The organism is Haloplanus sp. GCM10025708 (assembly GCF_042663985.1).
Classification (GTDB): Archaea; Halobacteriota; Halobacteria; order Halobacteriales; family Haloferacaceae; genus Salinirarus; species Salinirarus marinus.
Genome location: NZ_JBHSZA010000003.1, coordinates 227,855 through 247,967, shown reverse-complemented (window position 1 = coordinate 247,967; position 20,113 = coordinate 227,855). Strand labels below are relative to the sequence as shown.

Genomic DNA, 20,113 nt, shown 5'->3' with positions numbered 1-20,113 from the left:
AGATCATCTATGGTCGACGGTTACGATACCATAGTACTGATACCCTCATAGGCAGCATATTCTAATCAAAATCGCAATAGATGATCCCTACAATGATACACCTATGCAGGCGACGATAATTGATGGTGTTCTCGAGTCTCTCCGTATCGGTGTCGGATTTCTCTGGACGGCAGCGTGGGCGATCATCATGGGCCTCACGATCACGAGTCTGGTCCAGGTCTACGTCTCGAAGGAGCGGATGGCACAGGTGCTGGGTGAGGGCGATCTAACTGGACTTACCAAGGCGACTGTGTTCGGAGCAGCAAGCAGTGGCTGTAGTTTCGGCGCCGTCGCCATCGGGAAGGGCCTGTTCAAGAAGGGGCGCACGCGGTGAACTTCCTCGCGTTCATGTTCGCGTCGACCAACCTCATCGTTGAACTCGGGTTGATGATCCTGATCCTGCTCGGGTGGGAATTCCTTCTCGCGGAGTTACTCGGCGGCCTCATCCTCATCGCCGTCATGGCGGTCATCGTTCACCTGACGCTCCCCGAGAACCTGTTTAACGAAGTCCGAGAAACGCTCAACGAACGTGATCACGCATCGGGCGTCACGGAAGATCCCACCTGCGGGATGGAGGGGAAAGACGAGTACACGCTCACGACCGACGGCGGTGAGACGCTCAAATTCTGCTCGGAGGGCTGTATGGAGACCTATCGCCAGGAGACGTCGAGTAGCGGCGGGTGGCGTGACGAGTTGCTGTCGTGGGGTGGCTGGTACAAGGTCGGGAATCAGTACCGCAAGGAGTGGTCGATGATCTGGAAAGACATCGTCGCCGGCTTCCTTATTTCTGGGTTCGTTATCGTCTTCGTCCCCCAGTGGGTGTGGAACACCCTGTTCATTCAGGGCGACGGCCTGCTCGTGACTGCCGAGAACGCCGTCATGGGCGTCATCATCGCCGTGCTCAGTTTCGTCGGCATATGGGCAACGTCCCGTTCGCCGTCGCGCTCTGGGGCGGTGGCGTCAGCTTCGCCGGGATCATCGCATTCGTCTACGCCGACCTCATCACGATTCCCGTGCTGAACGTCTACCGGAAGTACTACGGCTGGAAGATCATGCTGTACATCCTCGGCGTCTTTTTCGTGACGATGGCGTTCACCGGATTCCTCATGGAGTTGCTGTTCGACGCGCTGGGTATCGTTCCAGATCTGGCGGGCGGCGAGACGGCGACCGAGCAGACGTACTTCGAGCTCAATTACACGTTCTACCTCAACCTCATCGCCTTCGCGCTCTCCGGGTTCCTGCTGTACGTCTATCGGCGCGGACTCGGTGCACCCGGACAGTACCGCGACCCCGTCTGTGGGATGCGGACCGACGATAGCGAGCCATCGGCGACGCACGACGGCGAGACGTACTACTTCTGCTCGCAGACCTGCAAGGAGACGTTCGAAAAGGACCCAGATGAATTCGCCCATCAACACCCAGAGGCGGGAGCGTCTCAGGAACATGACCACCATTGAACACCGATTTGAGATATCGAATTTGTGGGGCTGCCTGCCCCGTGATTGCATTGGCCAATCAAAACTGGTACAGCAATGTCTCACGAACTCTCACGTATGAGCCAGGGTCTCGGAGGATCGAGGTGGAGAAGATGAACCGACGGCGAGCCGATACAGTAGCCGGTACCTTGGTCGCTGCCGTCCTCATCGTCGGCGGGGCACTCAGCTGGCAAGCGTACCAGCGGCAGCAGGCATTCGATCAGATGGGATCGATGATGGGCACGTCGATGGGGGCGGTTCACGGAACGAATCCGCTCTGGTACGTCTTCGGAACACTCCTCGTCTCGGCTGTCCTCGGTGGGGGTATCTCGCGGTGCGGGACGACCTCACGAGCACAGGCGCAAACGATCGCTCACTGGAGGAGATGACGGATCCGACCGACTCTGAAAGCGCAGAACCATCAGCAGTGGCTACCCAGCCAACGGGGGCCATCAATCCAGAGTCTCAGCCGCAGGCTCGCGTGTTGGACCTCTTGCCAGATGATGAACGTCGCATCCTCGAACCGATCCTTTCCTCGCCCGGCATCACACAAATCGAATTACGGGATCGCTCGGACTTTTCGAAGAGCAAGGTGAGCCAGACGGTTAGCGCCCTCGAGAAACGTGGGCTGTTGTACCGCGAGCGCCAAGGGCGAACGTATCGGATTTATCCGAGCGAGGACCTGCAACAGAATCAAGCGCACTAACCACAGGGATGGTAGTCAGGCCCGGTGGACGGTCGGAGTCGGAGTGAGATAGTTCAGCTATTCGACCAACTCGTCTTTCTCCACAGCCTTCTTGACGATGGTTGTCTCCACTTCTATCACACATTCGTCAGTTCTACACGGGCAAACCCGACTGCTGGCTGCCGACTAATCGAGAAACGAGCGGAGAAGCACACCGAGACCGATGACGAGCGCCACGGATTCAGCGATATGCACTTGCGTGAGCGTCAATCCAGTGAACTGGTAAAGGAATCCTTCGATGAGGACACCGAGCGTGATGAAGCCGAATCCGATTGTCGCGTCACGGAGGTATCGGGTTCTGTCTCGGCGGTAGGCGCGGAAGCTGATCGCTGTCGTCGCGAGACCCATCAGGAGCAAGAGGACACGAACGCCAACTAACGCGAGGTCCCAGTGAGTGGTCATGGGTCTTCCTCACCCTTCGCTTGCTGTGGGATTCGACCATACAGCGAGTAGAGAATGACAAGCATCCCGACTGCGACGATGGCTGTCTGGATCGTCCCCGACATAAAGATCGATAGGCCGATGACATCGAAGAGAACGCCCTCGATGACGGATCCGATACTGATGAACAGGAAACCGATGGCGACGTAGAGCATCGGTTCACTGCCGTACGTTCGATACCCCTTGTACGCCTGGTACGTTATCAGCAGTCCCAGGCCGACCGTGATGAGCTTCGCGATGACGAGTTCGATGTGCATGGTTTGTTCAACTCTCCCGGATGTCGCTCCAGATGCGCGAGAACCGCTGGGCGGCGTCCTCACGAACGTGGACGCTGACGTCGATGGTTCCGTCCTCGATATCGACGTCGAGGTGGTCGATGTTCGCCTCGTAGACGCTGTGATGACTCCCATCTGATTCGATCCGTGTCCGCTCGACGAGCAGGTCGCTGGCGACCATGTCCTCGACCCGGCGATAGATGGTCGAAAGGGCGACGTCACACTCCTCGCTGAGTTCTTTTGCCGACCTGGGTCGCGGCTCGTCGCCGCCAGAATTTGTCGGACGCGCTCCTGACCAAGTAGTTCCAAAAGCTCGTCGGAGCGGTCGTCAGTGGACACAGCTGTTCCTCGCAATACCAAGTACTTACTCGGAGGTGCTTAAATGAGGAACAGTTTTGCGTCGCGTGCAAAACAGGAACCTCCCCTATGTCCCCAGTCCTCCTATCTCGAACTGTAAGGTGACCGGTGCTATGAGCCATCAACGACTCACTCGACGGCGACTGCTCGAAGGAACCGCCGGTTTAGCTGTTGCTGGGCTAGCCGGCTGTACTGGCGCTCCGAGCGGGTCGGGGGAACAAGCAGCGGGGGAACCCCCACAGGGGAAGGAGAATCCGGAGGAGACGATCAACCTGGCCACGGACAAGAGGCCCACGGTCACGACACGGTGAGCGAACCCAAGGCATCCCGCGAGGTGGCGGTGAACACGGCGCGAACCGGGGGTCGACCGAGTATCACTTCGACCCCCACGTTACCTGGGTCGAGCCCGGCGGAACGGTCACGTGGCGACTCGAGAGCGGCACGCACACCGCGACCGCGTACCACCCTGGCAACGACCAACCGCGACTCGTTCCCGAGGGGACGGACGCCTGGGACAGCGGAACGATGTCAGAGGAAGGTGAGACGTTCGAACACACCTTCGAGACCGCGGGCGTCTACCACTACCTCTGTACGCCCCACGAGCAGTTCGGAATGATGGCCACCGTCATCGTCGGGGAGCCGCACCTCGAAGATCAGCGGGCACTCCAGACGATGCCGGAGAACAAACCCGAAGAAGTGCATGGGAAACTCGAGGAACTCAACACCATGGTTCGGGAGATCATGGGTGAGGGGCACGAGGAGGAAGAGGCCCACACTGAGGACGGGCACGGGCACGAGGAGGAGACCCACACCGAAGAGGAGACCCATACCGAAGACGGCCACGGGCACGAAGAAGAGACGCACACTGAAGAGGAGACTCATACCGACGACGGCCACGGGCACGAAGAAGAGACGCACACCGAAGCGTAGGAACGACGGAACTCGCGGAGGCTCGGAGCGAGACCACCCACCTACTCGGGGTGCGCTTCCACAGCAACCCTCTCACCTGTGATACAACAGCTTCAGACGACGATTCTTGGTCGAGAGTACACGCTCGAGCTCTCGGGGACGCTGACGGGCTACTGGCTCGTCTTTCTCCGGTTGCTCGTAGGCTGGTGGTTCCTCCACGAGGGGTTGAACAAGTACGTCGGTCCGGGTCGGTTCCGGGCTGGCTGGTTTCTGGAGAAGACGGGCACGGTGGTTTCGCCCGTTCTCAACGCATTCGCAGGCGGCGCGACGGAAGCGGCTATCGAACTCGTCGTCCCAGCTGGAGAGGTGTTGATCGGTCTTGGGCTGATTCTCGGTGTCCTGACCCGAACGGCCGCGTTCTTCGGCGCGTTCATGCTCTTCTTCTTCTACTTCGGGTCCGAACATTGGCGCCGCGGGCTCGTCAACGGCGAGTTGATGGGGCTCGTCCTGTTCGTGACGATCATCGTCTTCGGTGCCGGACGTGTCTGGGGCGTCGACTCGTACCTAGAGACGACCGATCTCGTGCGAAACAGGCCGTGGCTACGGTACCTGCTCGGCTGAGGGGATAATGGACACGACACCACCACACTCGGACTACGGCTGGCTCGACGACGCAGCGCTCGCCACCGGTCTCGGTCTCGTCCTCCTCGGGCTGGTGGTGATGGGCGTTTTCGAGACGCTTCTCGGAAGCGCTCACTTCACCGAACGCGTCCCCGGGCTCGGCGTCGTTGTCGTCCACACGTCCTTCACTCCTCGCCTCCGAGCGCACGTCATCGCGCTCGGCTTCCTCGTCCTCCTCGCGTGGGGACTCTCCCGCCTGAGTCGTGCGATCTTCGTATCGCTGGGAGCTCGTCCGTGAGGGGACAGGCGCACGGCTACAGCGGCCCCGTTGGGTCGCTCCACTCGGCCCAGCCGAATTCGACCTTCGTGAACGGTTGTGTTTCTGAGAAACGATTAAAACCCCCTATACACATTCTCGAACGTTCTCCTGCGTGCGTTCACACCCATCGTGATAACTCCCGAGCGGTCCTACGAGTAACCGAGGAGAAAGACAATGACCAACTTCAAACTTGGCGGCTGGCTGCTCGTGGCGCTCGCGATCGTCGGACTCGCGTTCGCCGCTCCCGTGGTCAGCGCACACGGCAACGACACAACTGCAGACGACGCGCCCGCTGACAACGCTACCGCTGATGACTGGGCGGCCTGGATGGAAGCGCAGATGACCGAACACATGGGACCTGGTAGCGTCGAATGGATGGAGTCGCACATGGGTGTGACCGTCGACGAGATGGGCCAAGACATGGCTGACAACGACTACAACGGTGGAATGTACGGGCAGGGCCACTGCTGACTGCCCTGACCGTTTCGATCGCTTCAACCGAACACCACGGTTTACCACCACAAGATAATGACGCAACTCACCATTCATCTCGGACGCACTGCTCGTCGCCTCGCGATCCTCGCTATCCCGCTGCTGGTCGCGGTGACTGGAACGGCTGCCGCCCACGGCGGCGGGAGCTATGGCGGCGGGATGATGGGCGGGAGCGGCTGGGGCCTTTTCGGCGGAGCGATGGGGCTCTGGGGACTCCTCTGGATGGGGCTCCTCATCGCCGTTCCGCTCTACCTCGTCTATGCGCTCCTCAACCGAGGATCCGGCGGGAACGAAGAGCAGTCGTTGTCGGTTCTCCGGGAGCGATACGCTCGCGGTGAGCTCTCGGACGATGAATTCGAACGGCGGCGCAAACAGCTCGAACGTACCGGATGATCGAAACGGCTACTGTTCCAGCAGAGACACCGCACTCCCTAACGATCGCTGTTGGGCACCCAACCGTTAACCCCGCGGAGGGGGTATGATATTCCATGGAATACACAATACAGACCACAGTTACTGGCGAATTCGACGACATCGTTGAGGCAACGAACGCTGCACTCACGGACGAGGGATTCGGTGTCCTCTGTGATATTGACATTCAGGCGACACTCAAGGAGAAGCTTGGCGAAGAGTTCCGTCAGTATCGCATCCTCGGTGCGTGTAATCCTCCGCTAGCATACGAAGGGTTGACCGAGGAAATCGAGCTTGGTGCGCTCTTGCCCTGTAACGTCATCGTCTATGAGACTGATGACGGCGACATCGTGGTAAGTGCGGTCGATCCGGAGCAGTTGGTCGGGATTGCTGATAACGACGCGCTTGATTCCATCGCAACCGAGGTTACGGAGCGATTTGATCGTGTTCTGGCAGCCGTTAGAGACGAGTTCGACCCCGCGTCGGAGGCCTGATCGTCGATGGCTTCATCGAATCAACTGGACACAACGACGATACTGATCCTGATCCTCGGGGCGTTCATCCTCCTTCCGTTGCTCACCATGGGGATGGGGTTCGGCGGGATGATGGGATACGGAGGAATGATGGGCCAGTACGGTAGTACCGGCGGCTGGTGGCCCGTCATCGGAATGCTTGTGCCACTCGTTTTCTTCGTTGCGCTTCTCGGCGGTGGCTATCTCCTCTTCAGACGGGTGAGCGAAACACAAACGTCCCACAATCCCGCGATGGAAGAATTACGTCTGGCGTACGCCCGTGGCGATCTCACGGACGAAGAGTTCGAAGCCCGCCAAAACAAGCTCGAACAATCAGAGTGACCATCCGCTAAGGTACACACGCAGTTACTCCTTTCTGCGCGTCGTGCCCGGTTCGAAGCTAGTACTATTCAGCCTTCCCTCGTTCTCGATAGTGTAGGACCCTAGCGAGAATTATATCCGTATCGATCGTACCATACCGTATGATTCGAACACTCGTTGGTGTCCTCGGCGCTCTCTCAGCGCTGTTCCCGGACGAAATTGTCGAGCTTTTCGAGAAACTCGCGATTGCGAATCCGAGCGAGGGAACGGTGAGCGGGTGGGTCCATCCAGCAATCCGGTCGGAGGGCGTTCTGATCGCTGTGATCTCCTTCTTCGACGGCCGGGCGTATGCGTGGCTGATGAATCTTACCGGCGTGTTCGGCGCGATCGTGCTCCTGTTTCCCGACCTGTATCGGAAATTTGCCACCGCGTTCCTGTACGAGCGTCCGGAGTCGATAGAATGGAACGAGGGATTCAGTTCGTGCATTCGGGCTATCGACGCACTATACGTCTTTTTAGCGGTGAAGACGTACAGGGAGCGCCACAACGATACCTGAGGTTGCTCGACATCGACCGCTGGAGAATCCGAGGTTTAGTTCGTTTCGGCCGCAGATACACTTTGAATTTGAAGTTTGAGCCCCCACGATACCAGTATGATCAAAAGGGAAATCCGCTAAAGAGAGGGGACCGTATGTAGTATCGTATGACGACAACCATCACTGTGGAAGGAATGTCGTGCGGTCACTGTGAGCAGACGGTCGAAGAGGCCCTCGAAGAGGTCTCCGGCGTGACTGCCGTGACCGTTGACAGGGAGAGCGAACAGGCGAGTGTCGATGGTGAGGCAGGGGTCACGGCCCTTGTAGAGGCCGTCGAAGACGCAGGGTACACCGCTCACGCCTGAGTATCGTGAGCTGCGGATAGCACGGGCCGGTTCGAGACGACGGCTAACTGTTGTCTTCGAAGTTTGTCTATGCTGGCCCTGCCATACGATTTCAGGGGCGAAGATTCAGGAAGCCGGCGAATCCACCTCTAAAGAGCATATGACCTATGGACGACCACAAAGATACAGCTGAGAATTCCCCGGGAGGGGAGGACCAGCACGAACACGGCGACCACGATGAAGCGGTCGCTGAATCTGACGAGGAAGGGGTAGAACAGGAGCTACTGGAGGACAAGGCTCACCCTGATGCGGCGAGGGGCATGGCGAGGGACATGGCGGGATGCACGAGGGCCACGAGCAGATGTTTCGGCGGCGCTTCTTCGTCTCAACACTCCTGTCGATTCCCGTTCTCCTGTACAGCGAAATGCTGCAGGGGTGGCTCGGGTTCTCTGTCCCAACGTTCCCGGGGAGCGAGTGGATCAATCCCGTCTTCGCGGTCATCGTCTTCGCGTACGGGGGTCCCGTTCCTCCGGATGGCGATACCAGAGCTGAAAGACCGGTCGCCGGGGATGATGACGCTGATCTCGATGGCGATCACCGTCGCGTTCGTCTACAGCCTCGCGAGCGTGGTGTTCCCGACGCAGTCGGCGTTCTTCTGGGAGCTCGTCACGCTGATCGATATCATGCTCCTGGGCCACTGGATCGAGATGCGATCCGTACGACGGGCCTCGAGTGCTGTGGATGAGCTGGCGAAGCTGATGCCCGATACCGCCGAGCGGATCACCGACGACGGCGAGACCGAGGAAGTCCCGGTGAGTGAGCTCTCCGAGGGCGACCTCGTACTCGTCCGGCCGGGCGCGAGCGTGCCCGCCGACGGCGTCGTCGAGGAGGGCGACTCGGACGTCAACGAGTCGATGATCACGGGCGAGTCGAAACCGGTCTCGAAAGAACCCGGCGACGAGGTCATCGGCGGCACCATCAACGGCGACGGGAGTCTCCGCGTGCGCGTCGGTGCAACGGGTGAGGAGACGACGCTCGCGGGCATCATGCGACTCGTCGAGGAAGCCCAGCAGAGCAAGTCCAAGACACAGGTGCTGGCCGACCGCGCGGCCGGCTGGCTGTTCTACGTCGCGCTCGGGGCGGCAGTCGTGACAGCAACGCGTGGACACTCGCGGTGTCGTTCAACGCAACGGTCATCGAGCGTGTCGTCACGGTGCTCGTCATTGCCTGCCCGCACGCACTCGGACTCGCGATCCCCTTGGTCGTCGCGATCAATACGTCGCTCGCCGCTCGGAACGGGATGCTGGTCCGCGACCGGATTGCAATGGAGGAGGGACGGAATCTGGACGCCATTATCTTCGACAAGACGGGAACGCTCACTGAAGGCGAGCACGGCGTCGTCGACATGGCGACCGTCGACGGCGTCGCCGAAGACGACGCGCTCGCGCTGGCCGCAGCTGTCGAGAGTGATTCCGAACACATGATTGCACGAGCCATCCGCGAGGCCGCCAAAGAACGAGATCTGACAACTCCTGACGCAACCAACTTCGAGGCGATCAAGGGCAGGGGCGTCCGAGCGAACGTCGACGGAAACGAGGTGTACGTCGGCGGCCCGAATCTGCTGACTCAACTCGATAGAGACGTCCCAGGTCACCTCCAGCGTTTCGCTGACGAAGCCGGCCAGAACGCACAGACTGTGGTGTATCTCGTCCGCGAGGGTGAGTTGATCGCCGCCTTCGCGATGGCCGACGTGATCCGCGAAGAGAGTTATCGTGTCGTCGACGCCCTGCACGACCTCGACATCGAGGTGGCGATGCTGACCGGCGACTCCCAGGACGTCGCTGACGCTGTCGCCGACGAACTGGGCATCGATACGGTCTTCGCGGAGGTCCTCCCCGAAGACAAGGACGAGAAAGTCCAGGAACTCCAGGACCAGGGGAAGCTCGTAGGGATGGTCGGCGACGGCGTCAACGACGCGCCGGCACTGACGCGGGCCGACGTCGGGATCGCCATCGGGAGCGGTACCGATGTCGCGGTCCAATCGGCCGACGTCATCCTCGTCCAGAACAACCCGATGGACGTGGTTCGGCTCGTCAAACTGAGTAAGGCGAGCTACCGAAAGATGCAGGAGAACATCGTCTGGGCGGCCGGTTACAACGTATTCGCACTGCCGCTCGCAGCGGGGGTCCTTGCGCCGATCGGAATTCTCCTGTCACCGGCCGTCGGTGCGCTCCTGATGTCGCTGAGTACGGTCATCGTCGCCGTCAACGCACAGTTGCTCCGACGGGTGGATCTGTCCATCCCCGAGCTTCCGGGAGGGACACCACCGACTGACGCTCGAACTGCAGACTGAAACCCACCCAAATCGCTTCGAGAGGGATGGACTGAGGTCATCCACGAGGGTACTACCGACTACTGGTCAAAGGGGAAAACCGATCACAAGCCCAGGGAGATCATCAACGACGGCGACGTGTACGGCCCGCTGGAAGAGATTCTTCGTGAGGAGACCATCGACGGGACGCCGCTGGAGGAGGTCATGTTCGACGAAATCCGGTACTACCGAGGCGGGAGCGAGGTCCACGTGGATAGTATGTTCGACGGCCTCGAGGTACGTCTCCCCGGCCGGACAGATCCGATTATGATGCCCGTTCACGTGGTGTCCTGCGGGCGACCGTCGTGTGGTAAACCGCCTCGGCTGGTACCACCACGTCCAGCGTCACCGTTTGTTCCTCGTCCGAATCGAGCGCGATGGCCGCTGTCGTATCCCGGAGTACCGTCCCGTCGTCGTCGAATGCCACCTCGACCACCCCTTCGGCGGGGTCGTCGAGGTTTACGACCGAGACGCGGATCTCGGCAGGATCTTCCTGCAGTGATTCCACTCGCGTCCTCTTAGTCGTCTTGATACTCCTTTTCGAAGCCCCGGAATTCGGTTCGGTGGGCTTCCTCGTCGGCGAGGATCGTCACTGCGAGGTCTTCGGTGACCGGATCGTCGGCATCCTCGGCAGCGTTTATGAGCGATCGATACGTCTCGATAGCGCCCTCTTCAGCGTCGAGAACGCCTCGGATAACCGAAAGCACGTTGGTCGAATCCTCGGGCGGTTGTAGCGAGTCCTGTCGTGGAGTGAACTCCGCCGAGCTGGGCGGTCGGGCGTCCAGTTGCTTGAGCCGGTTCCCGAGTTGCTGGGCGTGGGTCAGTTCCTCCTGGATGTCTTGCTGGAGGCTCTGCTTGATCTCTTCGGCGCGGACGCCGTCGAGGACAATTGCGTTCGTCTGGTAGTTCATCACGGTCTCCATCTCGTCGCCGTAGGCCTTCTGGAGCAGGTCGATGACGCGGTCTGAGGTCATACGAGTTATACTTCCATCCAGACGCCGATATACCCGTCGCTGATTCCTGTTCCCCCGAAACGCACTGAAAGAGCACGCGGTCCCTGATTGAAGCACTGTCAGTTCTGTCGAACCCCTCAGTAGTTGCGATACAGGAGGTCGGGGACAGTATTTGGAGGTGGATTAACGAGTGTGGGAGCGCACATCGCACACATGGCGTATCAATTCGAGTGTGCGGCCCCGGACTGCGTGTTCCTGATCCGGGCCGCGGACGAGGAGGGGGTCATCGTACAGGTCCAACGACATTCGGAAGAACAACACGAGAAATCCCCGCCGCCCAAGGACGTAATCCGCGAGCGAATGGAGACCGTCGATGTGGTGTGATGGCGATATCTGAAATCTGTCCGTTTTCGAGGCGAAGGCCCCTCCCTCAAGTCGTGAGGAACCGGAAGGCCCTCTGACCATCGAACGGCGCTTCGCGCCCGTGAGAAGAGAGCGCCGGGATTTCGGCCCGGCGGAAGCACAAGCGAGTCGGGTGGGGAGGACAGCGTGAGACTACCGCAGATGACGGCGCACCCGTAGACGTGCGCTTGAATCGCGGGACGTTGAACGTGAGTGGAGAGTACTACTTTTCCGCCTCATCCGAGGCGTGGAACGGGAGTCTACGTGAAAGCCCTCTCCTCAACGAGCGAGTGGGGCCATTGCCCCGAGCGAAGCAGGGGAGGGTAGTTTACATCGTGGCGCTCCGGGTGATCACGCCGACGATATCGGTCCTGGGAACCCCCTCCTCCTGGTTTCACTTCTCGTCTAAGAGAGTACCCCAACCGCCGGAACAGAATTGGATCGAGTTGGTACAGATAGTAGTAGTACTGACCGGTCATACACCGTTATCTGTGCCTGAGCCCGTTTTTCCGGCGGTCTCAATGAACGTCACTTACCGAGCGACGATTACAGGGACGGGCGAGTTGCGGAACACTTTCTGGGCGACGTCCCCGACGACCAGCCGATCGACCAACGAGCCGCCGTGGCTCCCGATGACGACCGCATCGAAATCGTCGGCTCTATTCAGAATCGCCCGAGCCGGGTGGCCCAGTTGAACATCGGTGGTGATTTCGACGTCGTACTCGGCAGCGAGCTCCCTGGCGTCATCGAATACCTCCTTCGAGCGCTCCTCGGCGGCCTCTTCGAGGTCTTCCTCGAGAGCAAGTGACGTGGCTTCTGTCCCCCACGGTGACGGTCCGCCCACGACGTGCAAGACGGTAATCTCCGCGTCGGGATGGTTCTCGAGGGCGTACTCGAGCGCTCGCTGGGCCATCTCCGAGTTGTCCATCGGAACGAGAATTCGTGAGAGCATGCAATAACTACGGACGTGGGGCCGAATAAAACGGCGGGTCGCTCGTTCGAGTTACTCGTCCGCAGTGAACGTGTTAGGTCTCGCGAGCGACGGTAATCACGGGGACGGGCGCAGTTCGCACGGTTTGTTTGGCGACGCTCCCGAGGATAATCCGATCAATGCCACTGCGGCCCGTCGTCCCCATGACGGTAGCGTGGATATCGTTTTGCTTGATGCTATCGAGGATGACGTCCGCAGGTGATCCCCGTTCGACGTGTCCGATAGCGTCAAGCCCGCGAGCAGTGGCGTCAGTCACGATGTCATCAACTGCTGCAGTGGCTACCTCTTCGAGTTCATCCCCCGACATCGCAGAACGAACGTCGAGGCCGAGTGACGACTCGTCCACGATCGACAGGGCATGGACAGTCGCGTCGAGGGACGCCGCCAGCGCGAGCCCGTGCTGGGCGGCGTCCGTTGCCCCGGCACTCCCATCCGTGGGAATGAGAATATTCTCGTAGGGGAACACCAGCTGCTCGTCGGGTTGCATCCGTGCCGTGAGGACCGGCACGAACGATAGGCGGACGACCTTCTCACTCACACTTCCACGGAGATCTCGCGATAGCCCCTCCCGGCCGTGGGTGGACATCACGACCAGATCGTGATCGTATCGCTTCGCGTACTCGACGATTGTTGGGGCTGGAGACCCTTGAACGACGTCAGTCTCATACTCCGCACCGAGTATGGTCAGCGTTTCCCCGGCGTCGGCGACGATATCCTCGCCCTCTTGAGCGAGTGCGTCAACCACCGTGTTTTCGACGACAGTGACGCTATCACGGGTGGTGTCAGCCACGAAGAGAACCTGGATAGTAGCGTCCATCTGGCGTGCGATTTCGCTCGTATGATGAAGGATGTCAGAACTTTCTTCGCTCCCATCGACCGGGAGAAGAATATTCTCGCACATACTCGATACGACGTGCCCCGGGGAATAGCTTCTATGGTGATCCAGTGAGACTGCTACCGGTGTTGCCACTCGGCAAAGCAGTGTTCACCCGCACTGAGCGGCCTACTACCTAATTGATTCTCCAGCGACTCTCCGAGGCTGCAGGGATCGATATCGACCATCTGAAACACAAGTACCTTGCTCCGCACGGCGGTCGACACGGGATGGGCGAGGTCCTTGTCCGGGCCTTCGGGTACACGGTCGCAGCTCGATATCTCGACAACTCAGAGGAGATGGTGCGAGAGCGGTACTCCCATATCGAGGCCGGTGAACTTGGTGATGTAGCTACTGAAGTTCTTGAAGAGATAGGTTCGATAGAATTCTGACGGCATTAATTAGCTTTCAATGAGGTTTCTAAATGCAGACAGCGTATTATCCGCCGAGATTTAGCCGCCCGTAATCGCGGCACCATACACGAGAATGCCGACGATTGGATGGACGAACAGGTAGCGGTTGGCGATAGCAATCGGGGTCACCACGAATGCGCACATCAGCACCACGTTCAGGGTCATCTGGACGGTGGCACCTCCGATAACTTTCCATTCCCTGTCTTCCAGCACGAAGCCCCGGTCGGTCGCCGTCTCGGCCCCGCTCGTTCCAATTGTCGGCCTCGTCCGGGACGACGTAGGTTATCCCGAACGCCATCAGGCTGATGAGCAGAAAGCCACCGACGATGTCGGTCACTATGCTTTTGCAGCGACGGACACAGAAAACGTATGTGACGGAATCAGGGCCGGAAAGCAAGGACACGGGTGATCCAACGCGAGTGACAGAGGTCCTCGATTCGTTGATCGAAAGCGGGTTCCACGAAATCAACCGCGAGACGAACGGATTGGTACTGTCTGGATTCTCTGCTGGGCTGGATATTGGATTCGGACCTTTATTGATGGCCGTGATACTCACCCTCTCACCGGGTGGATATGGTGATCTCGGGACGGAGTTGCTCCTTGCGAGTGTCTACTCCGTCGGATTCATGTTCGTCATCCTCGGACGGTTAGAACTGTTTACCGAACATACGACCGTGGCCGTGATGCCGGTTCTCGACGGACGAGCGTCACTCGCGGAACTCGGCCGTCTCTGGGGGCTTGATCTACGTCAGTAATCTCGCCGGTGGTGTGGCGTTCGTCGCACTCATCGTCACACTGCTGCCAGATCTGGGGTCGCCTCGCCGGAGGCCTTCGAAACCATCGCGCTCTCACTCGTTGCCAATGGTTTCACATGGCTATTCGCCGCTGGCATGCTCGCGGGGTGGCTGATGGGACTGCTCGCGTGGCTGGTTACCGCTGCGCAAGAAACGACGAGCCGTCTCATTATCATCTGGATCGTCACGGGTGTAATCGGTATCCTCCACCTCCCGCACTCAATTGCGGGTAACGTTGAGGTGCTATTCGGCGTCTTTCTCTCGCCTCTGGTATCAGTGATTGACTACGTATCGTTCCTCGCGGTAGCCACGATGGGAAACGCAGTCGGCGGGGTTGTGTTCGTTGCCCTGTTGAAATACGGCCACGTTGTCCGGGGCGGGGAGTAATGGACCGTCAAAAGTGTATTAAATCTCATCGTACAGGGCGGTGAATTTGCTGACTGCACCGACTGGTATTGAGCGAATCCCATTCTGGTGTGAGAGTCCTTCTATGACACTCTCATTTATAACCAGTTTCTGTGATTTACTCCTATCTATACCGAGCGATTCAACCAGATTATACAGGGGGAGCCGACAGTCACTGAACCGCCCGATCCATCGGATCTTCGAGTTCACCGGTGATCGCCTCGAAGGCGTCTGTCGCGGTGAGGAGACCAACGACATCGTCATCCACATCCACAGGGCGAGTTCCTGGTTTTCGGCCTGACACCGGTCGATGAAGTCACTGATAGTTATATCGGAAGCGACGGACAGCGGCGGGGTGGCCAGTTCTTCGAGCGTGGTTGCCCCCGAATCCAGCGCTTCGTAGTTGTGCAACACCGTCGGCGCGTAGACAATACCCACGAACGATTCCAGTGAGCCTTCCACCAACGGAAAGCGGACGTATGGCGTTCCGTCGATTCGGTTCATGTTCGTCTCGAAGTCGTCAGTCGTCGAGAGCGCGACGATGTCACTGCGATCAACCATAATCTCACTGACTGGCGTCTCGCCGATGTCAAGGGCGTTGATCACTTCACTCCGTCGCTCTTCGGAGATATTGAGTCGGCTGAGCGACTCACCCATTTCGCTGCGCAGTTCGGCACGAGTGGTTATGAGACTGCTTTCGCCTTCCGATTCAGTCCACGAACGAGAGATTTCGACGCCGAAGAGGCCTAGCAACGCTTTGGCAAACCAGTCCGCTGCGATGATTACCGGGTACATGAGCTTTGTCCAGGCGTACAGCGGTCCCGAACCGTATCCGGCGACAAATTTGGCACGCTCGATTCCCAGATACGTCGGTGCCTGCTCGCCGACGATGACGTGCAGGAGGTTGACCACCGCCAACGCGAGGAGCACAGACAGTGTCGTGTGCCCTCCGCCGGTGGCGCCAACTGCACCCAGCAGTGGCCCCATCACTGCTGTGACGGCCGGTTCAGCGACGACTCCCAGACCGACACTACAGATGGTAATTCCCACCTGACAGCCCGTGAGGAATATCTCCAATCGTTCCGTCATGTTCCAGGCGCGTTCGAGTCCACGTCCATGACCGAGAAACTCTCCTCCTCGAACTGCCTGACGCGGGTCATCGCGAACTCGGTCGTGACGAAAAAGCTGTTTCCCAGAAGAAGGCCGACACCACCGAACAGACGGATCCACGTTACCAGCGAGATAGCCATCAAATGACTGGTTTCCCCGACTACTGCCTAAATCTGGCGTATCTGGCGTTCGCCCGACCAGTGACGCTCGCGATCGACATTACCTACGTAGCCTACTACGAGGGCATCATACAACGATTCTCATACCCGTCCTTCGCTCACCTGGTTCGCTCAGGACAGATATTTATTAATATAAATCGCACTCAAGAAACGGCCAATCTATCAGGTGACGATAGATTTGAACGAATTGGTCTAACTCCTCACTCTCTGGTTCGTAGTACTGATTTTCATCCAGACATCATCAGGAACTGGTGACAGCCAGTTGCAGGATCGATCGGGATCTTCGCAGGCATGCTGATGCTTCTTCTCCCAGCCAGGATCGCCATCGAACTCATCACGTACCTCCTGCGGAACTGTGAATCCATGAAAAGGGGTCGATTCGTAGACACACTGAGCAGGCGGTTCGCCCCCAAATCCTCTGAATCAACCACCTTGTGAACTGTTCTATCACTACTGCAGTGATACAGAGAATGTAGTCAGCACGACAGAGATACTTCGCTCACGCCGAATCAGCTGAAGCAGCTGGCAAGTATGCGGATGTATTGCCAATGATTGTTATACCTCCTTAGACGAGTACCTAAAGACATGGACGTGATAACAGGGACTGCCGGAAGGATAGGCAGAGGCTTGAAAGGCCGGACAGAGCAGTTCAGGGACCCATCACTAATATCGATAATCTAGAGCTATAAGCTGTGAGTGAATTAGTCAGTCTTATCGGAACTTTGGTTGCTGCTACCGCCCTGCAATGGTACATCTTCTGGCCAGCCGGGTACACTCACTCGGTATTCTCCCGGGGCGAGTCTGGCTGTCAGCCGGTGGGGGTGCTGCCGTTGCCTACGTGTTTGTTCATATCCTTCCCGAACTTGGGCGGGGCCACCGTGTTGTAGGCGAATCTGCGATGATTGGCGGGATCCTCGAAAGATACGTCTACCTCGTTGCTCTAATCGGGTTTATTCTCTTCTACGGGCTCGAACACCTGGCACAGCGAGGTATCTCACGGGAAACGGCGACAATCAATACGTGGGTGTTCTGGGTACATATCGGTTCGTTTGGGGCATATAACGCGTTGATCGGCTATCTTTTGGTTCACCGTGACGTACAGAGACCCGTAGTACTGGTTCTGTTCGCCGGGGCGATGGGTCTACACTTTCTGGTAACTGACCATGGGCTTCACAAGCACTTTCAGGAGCTCTATCATGATGTCGGTCGGTGGCTTCTCTCGACAGCTGTCCTCGTCGGATGGGCGATCGGTCAAATGGTCCCGGTTTCCGAGACACAACTCCGCATACTATTCGCTCTGCTGGCTGGTGGTGTTATCCTCAATGTCATGAAGGAAGAACTGCCTGAACACTACGATAACCGATTCAAACCGTTCTTAGCCGGTGCTACCGGTTATACGCTGCTCTTACTGAGTATCTGACTGTGCCGCTTCAGCCGTGAATCGCTGAATCACAGGATGTGACGTCTATTGATTAATTCTAGCAGTTCAGACCCGAGGTGGCACTATGGTAGAGACCGGAAGACACTGCACATTCGATCGCACTGCTGTCGTGCGATCGATAGGTAAATACTTTCGAAATTTAGAACAGTTGTCACTCCCACCGGTGGAATGGGGATGGGGAACTTGCGTATCCAGAGAAATAGCGGCTTTATTTAGAGAACGTTCTATGACTGGATTACTCTTCAGCCTGTTCTAATTGGTCGATACGCTCGTTCAACCTGTCGATAGCTGCCGCCAGTTCAGCGATCTCCGCATCAGCAGGTCGTTCATTCGATTGGGCTTGTCCGTTCGGGTGCTGGTTTCCGTGACGATACATCTGACACCAGGGACAGTGGCAGTAAGGTGGCATATAGTGGAGTTTGGTTTCGCTCGCCTATAACGAAGGGAGCAGATTTTCAACTCGATTACTTACGCGCTGCCGAAGATGCTAGCACACAGGAGGACGAAACGGGATGAAGAACCAGGAAATCGCCATCATGCTCCGGGAGATCGCAGATTTCCTCGAAATCCAGGAGGTGGAGTACAAGCCACGTGCCTATCGGACGGCCGCACGGAATATCGAGTCGCTCTCGGAAGACATCGAAGACATACACGCTGGGGGAACTCGACGAGATCGAGGGCGTCGGGGAGTCGATCGGCGAGAAGATTGCGGAGTATCTCGAGACCGGGGAGCTGGAGTACTACGAGGACCTCAATGCGGACCTTCCCGTGGATATCGAGGCGATAACAAGCGTCGAGGGCGTCGGTCCAAAGACGGCCAAGAAACTGTACCTCGAACTCGGTATCAAGACGCTCGACGATCTCGAGAGCGCGGCCGAGAAGGAGAGATCGCCGACCTTGAGGGATTCGGTGAGAGGTCACAGCAGAACATCCTCGACCACATCGAACGAGCGAAAGAAAGCCAAGAGCGGATGCTTCTCGGCCGGGCCTTCCCGATCGCACAGGACATCGAAACCCGACTTCACGACGACGATGCGTTCGACCAGGTGGACATCGTCGGTTCGTTCCGACGGCGTCGACCGACCGTCGGCGACATTGATATCCTGGCGACCGCATCCGATCCGAAGACAGCGATGGAGCGCTTCTGCACGCACGGCGACGTGAAGGAGGTCCTGTCTCGAGGCGAGACGAAGTCGTCGGTCGTCGTCTCGGGCGACCTACAGATGGACCTTCGGATCGTCGACGGGACAGAATATGGCTCTGCCCTCGTCTATTTCACAGGTTCTAAAGACCACAATATTACTCTCCGGAATTGGGCGATTGACCGCGACTGGAAGCTCAACGAATACGGTCTCTTCGACGTCAGTGGGGTCGACGCTGAGGAGGACAGCCAACGTGCCGGCGAGCGTCTCGCCAGTGAAACCGAGGCGGATGTCTACGACACACTGGACCTCGCGTGGATCCCCCAGAACTCCGCGAGGATACCGGGGAAATCGACGCAGCGGCTGCAGGAGAACTCCCCGACCTGGTTGAAATCGACGACGTTCGCGGCGACTTACAACTGCACACCGACTACTCCGATGGATCCCACAGCGTCCGCGAAATGGCCGAAGCTGCGGCCGAACGGGAGCTGGAGTACGTCCTCGTCACCGACCACGGGCCACACGCGCCGATTCCGAGCACCCTGGACGAGGAGACGTTCGAGGAACAGGTGGCAGATGTCGAAGCGGTCGATGAAGACCTGAACATCACGGTCCTCCAAGGGATCGAGGCCGAGATCACCGAAGACGGACTGGAGATTCCCGAGTCCTGGTACGACCGCTGTGATCTGATCGTCGCGGGGATGCACAGCACCCCGTCCGATCCCACCGAACAGATCGTGGATGCGCTCGCGGAATTTCCGATCGATATCTTCGCTCATCCATCCAATCGGTTGATCAACGAGCGAGAACCGCTGGATGTCGATACGGAGACCGTGATGGAAACGGCCGCCGAGGAGAACGTGGCGGTCGAGATCAACGCTCAACCCCAGCGGCTCGATCTCGATTGGGCGTCGGTGAAAGAGTATCGCGATACGGTTTCGTACGTCGTCAGTACGGACGCTCATACAACGGGCGAACTGGATTTCATGCACCTGGGGTCGCGCAGGCCCGTCGCGGGTGGTGTGAAGCGAGCAAGGTGCTGAATACGCATTCGCTCGACGATTTGCTGGCATTTTTTGAGTGATACTCCAAATCAGGACGGCAGATACGATTTGGCGTTCGCGCTTCGAGAAAAGCGTCGGCGCCTCAAACCGAGTAGATATTGGCCCGGTCCACCGCTCCTTACAGACAATCCCCGTCGGTCAAAGAACAGTCATAGAGGACTACTAACTGGCACTTCC

Annotated in this window: 22 protein-coding genes and 10 pseudogenes; 22 read left to right on the top strand and 10 right to left on the bottom strand. The window is 58.4% G+C overall.

What is annotated here, in order from left to right; genetic code table 11:
• Positions 1–103: 103 nt before the first annotated feature.
• Positions 104–1,496, top strand: a pseudogene (locus ACFQJD_RS01845) (permease).
• A gap of 131 nt (positions 1,497–1,627) precedes the next feature.
• A pseudogene (locus tag ACFQJD_RS01840) lies at positions 1,628–2,220 on the top strand (helix-turn-helix transcriptional regulator).
• 165 nt (positions 2,221–2,385) lie between these two features.
• Here the strand turns inward: ACFQJD_RS01840 and ACFQJD_RS01835 are convergent.
• The 3 genes from ACFQJD_RS01835 to ACFQJD_RS01825 are packed head-to-tail and all read right to left on the bottom strand — an operon-like array spanning position 2,386 to position 3,156.
• Entirely contained in the window at positions 2,386–2,661 is a 276-nt protein-coding gene (locus ACFQJD_RS01835) for a DUF7521 family protein (RefSeq protein ID WP_379795753.1), read from the bottom strand.
• Complete coding sequence (locus tag ACFQJD_RS01830) at positions 2,658–2,957, bottom strand: DUF7521 family protein (RefSeq protein ID WP_379795751.1); 300 nt, start codon at positions 2,955–2,957, stop codon at positions 2,658–2,660. The genes ACFQJD_RS01835 and ACFQJD_RS01830 overlap by 4 nt, the downstream gene beginning before the upstream one ends.
• Positions 2,958–2,964: 7 nt before the next feature.
• The gene (locus ACFQJD_RS01825; RefSeq protein WP_379795749.1) at positions 2,965–3,156 is read right to left on the bottom strand and encodes a hypothetical protein; all 192 of its coding nucleotides are present in this window, start codon (positions 3,154–3,156) and stop codon (positions 2,965–2,967) included.
• 368 nt (positions 3,157–3,524) lie between these two features.
• Here ACFQJD_RS01825 and ACFQJD_RS01820 point away from each other — a divergent pair, with 368 nt between their 5' ends.
• The 11 genes and pseudogenes from ACFQJD_RS01820 to ACFQJD_RS01770 form a co-directional block, all read left to right on the top strand.
• Positions 3,525–4,262, top strand: coding sequence for a cupredoxin domain-containing protein (locus ACFQJD_RS01820; RefSeq protein WP_379795890.1), 738 nt, complete (start codon positions 3,525–3,527; stop codon positions 4,260–4,262).
• A 78-nt stretch (positions 4,263–4,340) separates the two neighbouring features.
• The gene (locus ACFQJD_RS01815) at positions 4,341–4,862 is read left to right on the top strand and encodes a DoxX family membrane protein (RefSeq protein WP_379795747.1); all 522 of its coding nucleotides are present in this window, start codon (positions 4,341–4,343) and stop codon (positions 4,860–4,862) included.
• 7 nt (positions 4,863–4,869) lie between these two features.
• The gene (locus tag ACFQJD_RS01810) at positions 4,870–5,160 is read left to right on the top strand and encodes a hypothetical protein (protein WP_379795745.1); all 291 of its coding nucleotides are present in this window, start codon (positions 4,870–4,872) and stop codon (positions 5,158–5,160) included.
• 195 nt (positions 5,161–5,355) lie between these two features.
• The gene (locus tag ACFQJD_RS01805) at positions 5,356–5,652 is read left to right on the top strand and encodes a hypothetical protein (RefSeq protein WP_379795743.1); all 297 of its coding nucleotides are present in this window, start codon (positions 5,356–5,358) and stop codon (positions 5,650–5,652) included.
• A 57-nt stretch (positions 5,653–5,709) separates the two neighbouring features.
• Positions 5,710–6,066: an SHOCT domain-containing protein gene (locus ACFQJD_RS01800; protein WP_379795741.1), complete on the top strand. Its 357-nt coding sequence runs from the start codon at positions 5,710–5,712 to the stop codon at positions 6,064–6,066.
• A 95-nt stretch (positions 6,067–6,161) separates the two neighbouring features.
• Positions 6,162–6,578: a DUF302 domain-containing protein gene (locus ACFQJD_RS01795; RefSeq protein WP_379795739.1), complete on the top strand. Its 417-nt coding sequence runs from the start codon at positions 6,162–6,164 to the stop codon at positions 6,576–6,578.
• A 6-nt stretch (positions 6,579–6,584) separates the two neighbouring features.
• Positions 6,585–6,938: an SHOCT domain-containing protein gene (locus ACFQJD_RS01790; RefSeq protein ID WP_379795737.1), complete on the top strand. Its 354-nt coding sequence runs from the start codon at positions 6,585–6,587 to the stop codon at positions 6,936–6,938.
• Between the two features lie 140 nt (positions 6,939–7,078).
• Positions 7,079–7,474: a hypothetical protein gene (locus ACFQJD_RS01785; protein WP_379795735.1), complete on the top strand. Its 396-nt coding sequence runs from the start codon at positions 7,079–7,081 to the stop codon at positions 7,472–7,474.
• A gap of 146 nt (positions 7,475–7,620) precedes the next feature.
• A complete protein-coding gene (locus tag ACFQJD_RS01780) occupies positions 7,621–7,818 on the top strand; it encodes a heavy-metal-associated domain-containing protein (RefSeq protein WP_379795733.1) in 198 nt (65 codons plus the stop codon).
• A 146-nt stretch (positions 7,819–7,964) separates the two neighbouring features.
• Positions 7,965–10,150 (top strand): annotated as a pseudogene (locus tag ACFQJD_RS01775) (copper-translocating P-type ATPase).
• A gap of 39 nt (positions 10,151–10,189) precedes the next feature.
• Positions 10,190–10,447: pseudogene (locus ACFQJD_RS01770) on the top strand (hypothetical protein); the annotation flags it as partial.
• Here ACFQJD_RS01770 and ACFQJD_RS01765 read toward each other — a convergent pair.
• Positions 10,434–10,676, bottom strand: a complete 243-nt coding sequence (locus tag ACFQJD_RS01765; protein ID WP_379795731.1) for a hypothetical protein — start codon at positions 10,674–10,676, stop codon at positions 10,434–10,436. The pseudogene ACFQJD_RS01770 and the gene ACFQJD_RS01765 sit on opposite strands and share 14 nt — an antisense overlap.
• A gap of 10 nt (positions 10,677–10,686) precedes the next feature.
• Positions 10,687–11,142 carry a ferritin-like domain-containing protein gene (locus ACFQJD_RS01760; protein ID WP_379795729.1) on the bottom strand — a complete coding sequence of 152 codons (456 nt, stop codon included), beginning with the start codon at positions 11,140–11,142 and terminating at the stop codon, positions 10,687–10,689.
• Between the two features lie 171 nt (positions 11,143–11,313).
• Here ACFQJD_RS01760 and ACFQJD_RS01755 point away from each other — a divergent pair, with 171 nt between their 5' ends.
• Both ACFQJD_RS01755 and ACFQJD_RS01750 read left to right on the top strand, forming a co-directional pair.
• A complete protein-coding gene (locus ACFQJD_RS01755; protein ID WP_379795727.1) occupies positions 11,314–11,505 on the top strand; it encodes a DUF1059 domain-containing protein in 192 nt (63 codons plus the stop codon).
• A gap of 179 nt (positions 11,506–11,684) precedes the next feature.
• A pseudogene (locus tag ACFQJD_RS01750) lies at positions 11,685–11,771 on the top strand (RNA-guided endonuclease TnpB family protein); the annotation flags it as partial.
• 284 nt (positions 11,772–12,055) lie between these two features.
• On the opposite strand, the gene ACFQJD_RS01745 reads toward ACFQJD_RS01750, so the two are convergent.
• Both ACFQJD_RS01745 and ACFQJD_RS01740 read right to left on the bottom strand, forming a co-directional pair.
• Positions 12,056–12,475 (bottom strand): universal stress protein, encoded by a 420-nt coding sequence (locus tag ACFQJD_RS01745; RefSeq protein WP_379795725.1) that lies wholly within the window; start codon positions 12,473–12,475, stop codon positions 12,056–12,058.
• Positions 12,476–12,548: 73 nt separating this feature from the next.
• On the bottom strand, positions 12,549–13,415 hold the full coding sequence (locus ACFQJD_RS01740) for a universal stress protein (protein WP_379795723.1): 867 nt from the start codon (positions 13,413–13,415) through the stop codon (positions 12,549–12,551).
• A 116-nt stretch (positions 13,416–13,531) separates the two neighbouring features.
• Between ACFQJD_RS01740 and ACFQJD_RS01735 the strand changes: the two are divergent.
• Positions 13,532–13,780 (top strand): annotated as a pseudogene (locus ACFQJD_RS01735) (site-specific integrase); the annotation flags it as partial.
• A 60-nt stretch (positions 13,781–13,840) separates the two neighbouring features.
• On the opposite strand, the gene ACFQJD_RS01730 reads toward ACFQJD_RS01735, so the two are convergent.
• Entirely contained in the window at positions 13,841–14,014 is a 174-nt protein-coding gene (locus ACFQJD_RS01730) for a hypothetical protein (protein WP_379795721.1), read from the bottom strand.
• Positions 14,015–14,106: 92 nt separating this feature from the next.
• Between ACFQJD_RS01730 and ACFQJD_RS01725 the strand changes: the two are divergent.
• Positions 14,107–14,982, top strand: a pseudogene (locus tag ACFQJD_RS01725) (formate/nitrite transporter family protein).
• A gap of 190 nt (positions 14,983–15,172) precedes the next feature.
• Here ACFQJD_RS01725 and ACFQJD_RS01720 read toward each other — a convergent pair.
• Together ACFQJD_RS01720 and ACFQJD_RS01715 are read right to left on the bottom strand one after the other, a co-directional pair.
• Positions 15,173–16,250: pseudogene (locus ACFQJD_RS01720) on the bottom strand (CNNM domain-containing protein).
• Positions 16,251–16,516: 266 nt separating this feature from the next.
• Positions 16,517–16,654, bottom strand: coding sequence for a hypothetical protein (locus ACFQJD_RS01715; RefSeq protein WP_379795719.1), 138 nt, complete (start codon positions 16,652–16,654; stop codon positions 16,517–16,519).
• A gap of 380 nt (positions 16,655–17,034) precedes the next feature.
• Here ACFQJD_RS01715 and ACFQJD_RS01710 point away from each other — a divergent pair, with 380 nt between their 5' ends.
• The 5 genes and pseudogenes from ACFQJD_RS01710 to ACFQJD_RS01690 all read left to right on the top strand — a co-directional run bounded on the left by ACFQJD_RS01710 (position 17,035) and on the right by ACFQJD_RS01690 (position 19,915).
• Positions 17,035–17,709 carry a hypothetical protein gene (locus tag ACFQJD_RS01710; protein WP_379795717.1) on the top strand — a complete coding sequence of 225 codons (675 nt, stop codon included), beginning with the start codon at positions 17,035–17,037 and terminating at the stop codon, positions 17,707–17,709.
• 533 nt (positions 17,710–18,242) lie between these two features.
• A pseudogene (locus ACFQJD_RS01705) lies at positions 18,243–18,320 on the top strand (hypothetical protein); the annotation flags it as partial.
• 1 nt (position 18,321) lies between these two features.
• Positions 18,322–18,894 carry a helix-hairpin-helix domain-containing protein gene (locus ACFQJD_RS01700; RefSeq protein ID WP_379795716.1) on the top strand — a complete coding sequence of 191 codons (573 nt, stop codon included), beginning with the start codon at positions 18,322–18,324 and terminating at the stop codon, positions 18,892–18,894.
• Positions 18,864–19,136 (top strand): annotated as a pseudogene (locus tag ACFQJD_RS01695) (DNA polymerase/3'-5' exonuclease PolX); the annotation flags it as partial. The gene ACFQJD_RS01700 and the pseudogene ACFQJD_RS01695, both read left to right, overlap by 31 nt.
• 50 nt (positions 19,137–19,186) lie before the next feature.
• A complete protein-coding gene (locus tag ACFQJD_RS01690) occupies positions 19,187–19,915 on the top strand; it encodes a PHP domain-containing protein (protein ID WP_379795714.1) in 729 nt (242 codons plus the stop codon).
• Positions 19,916–20,113 lie beyond the last annotated feature (198 nt).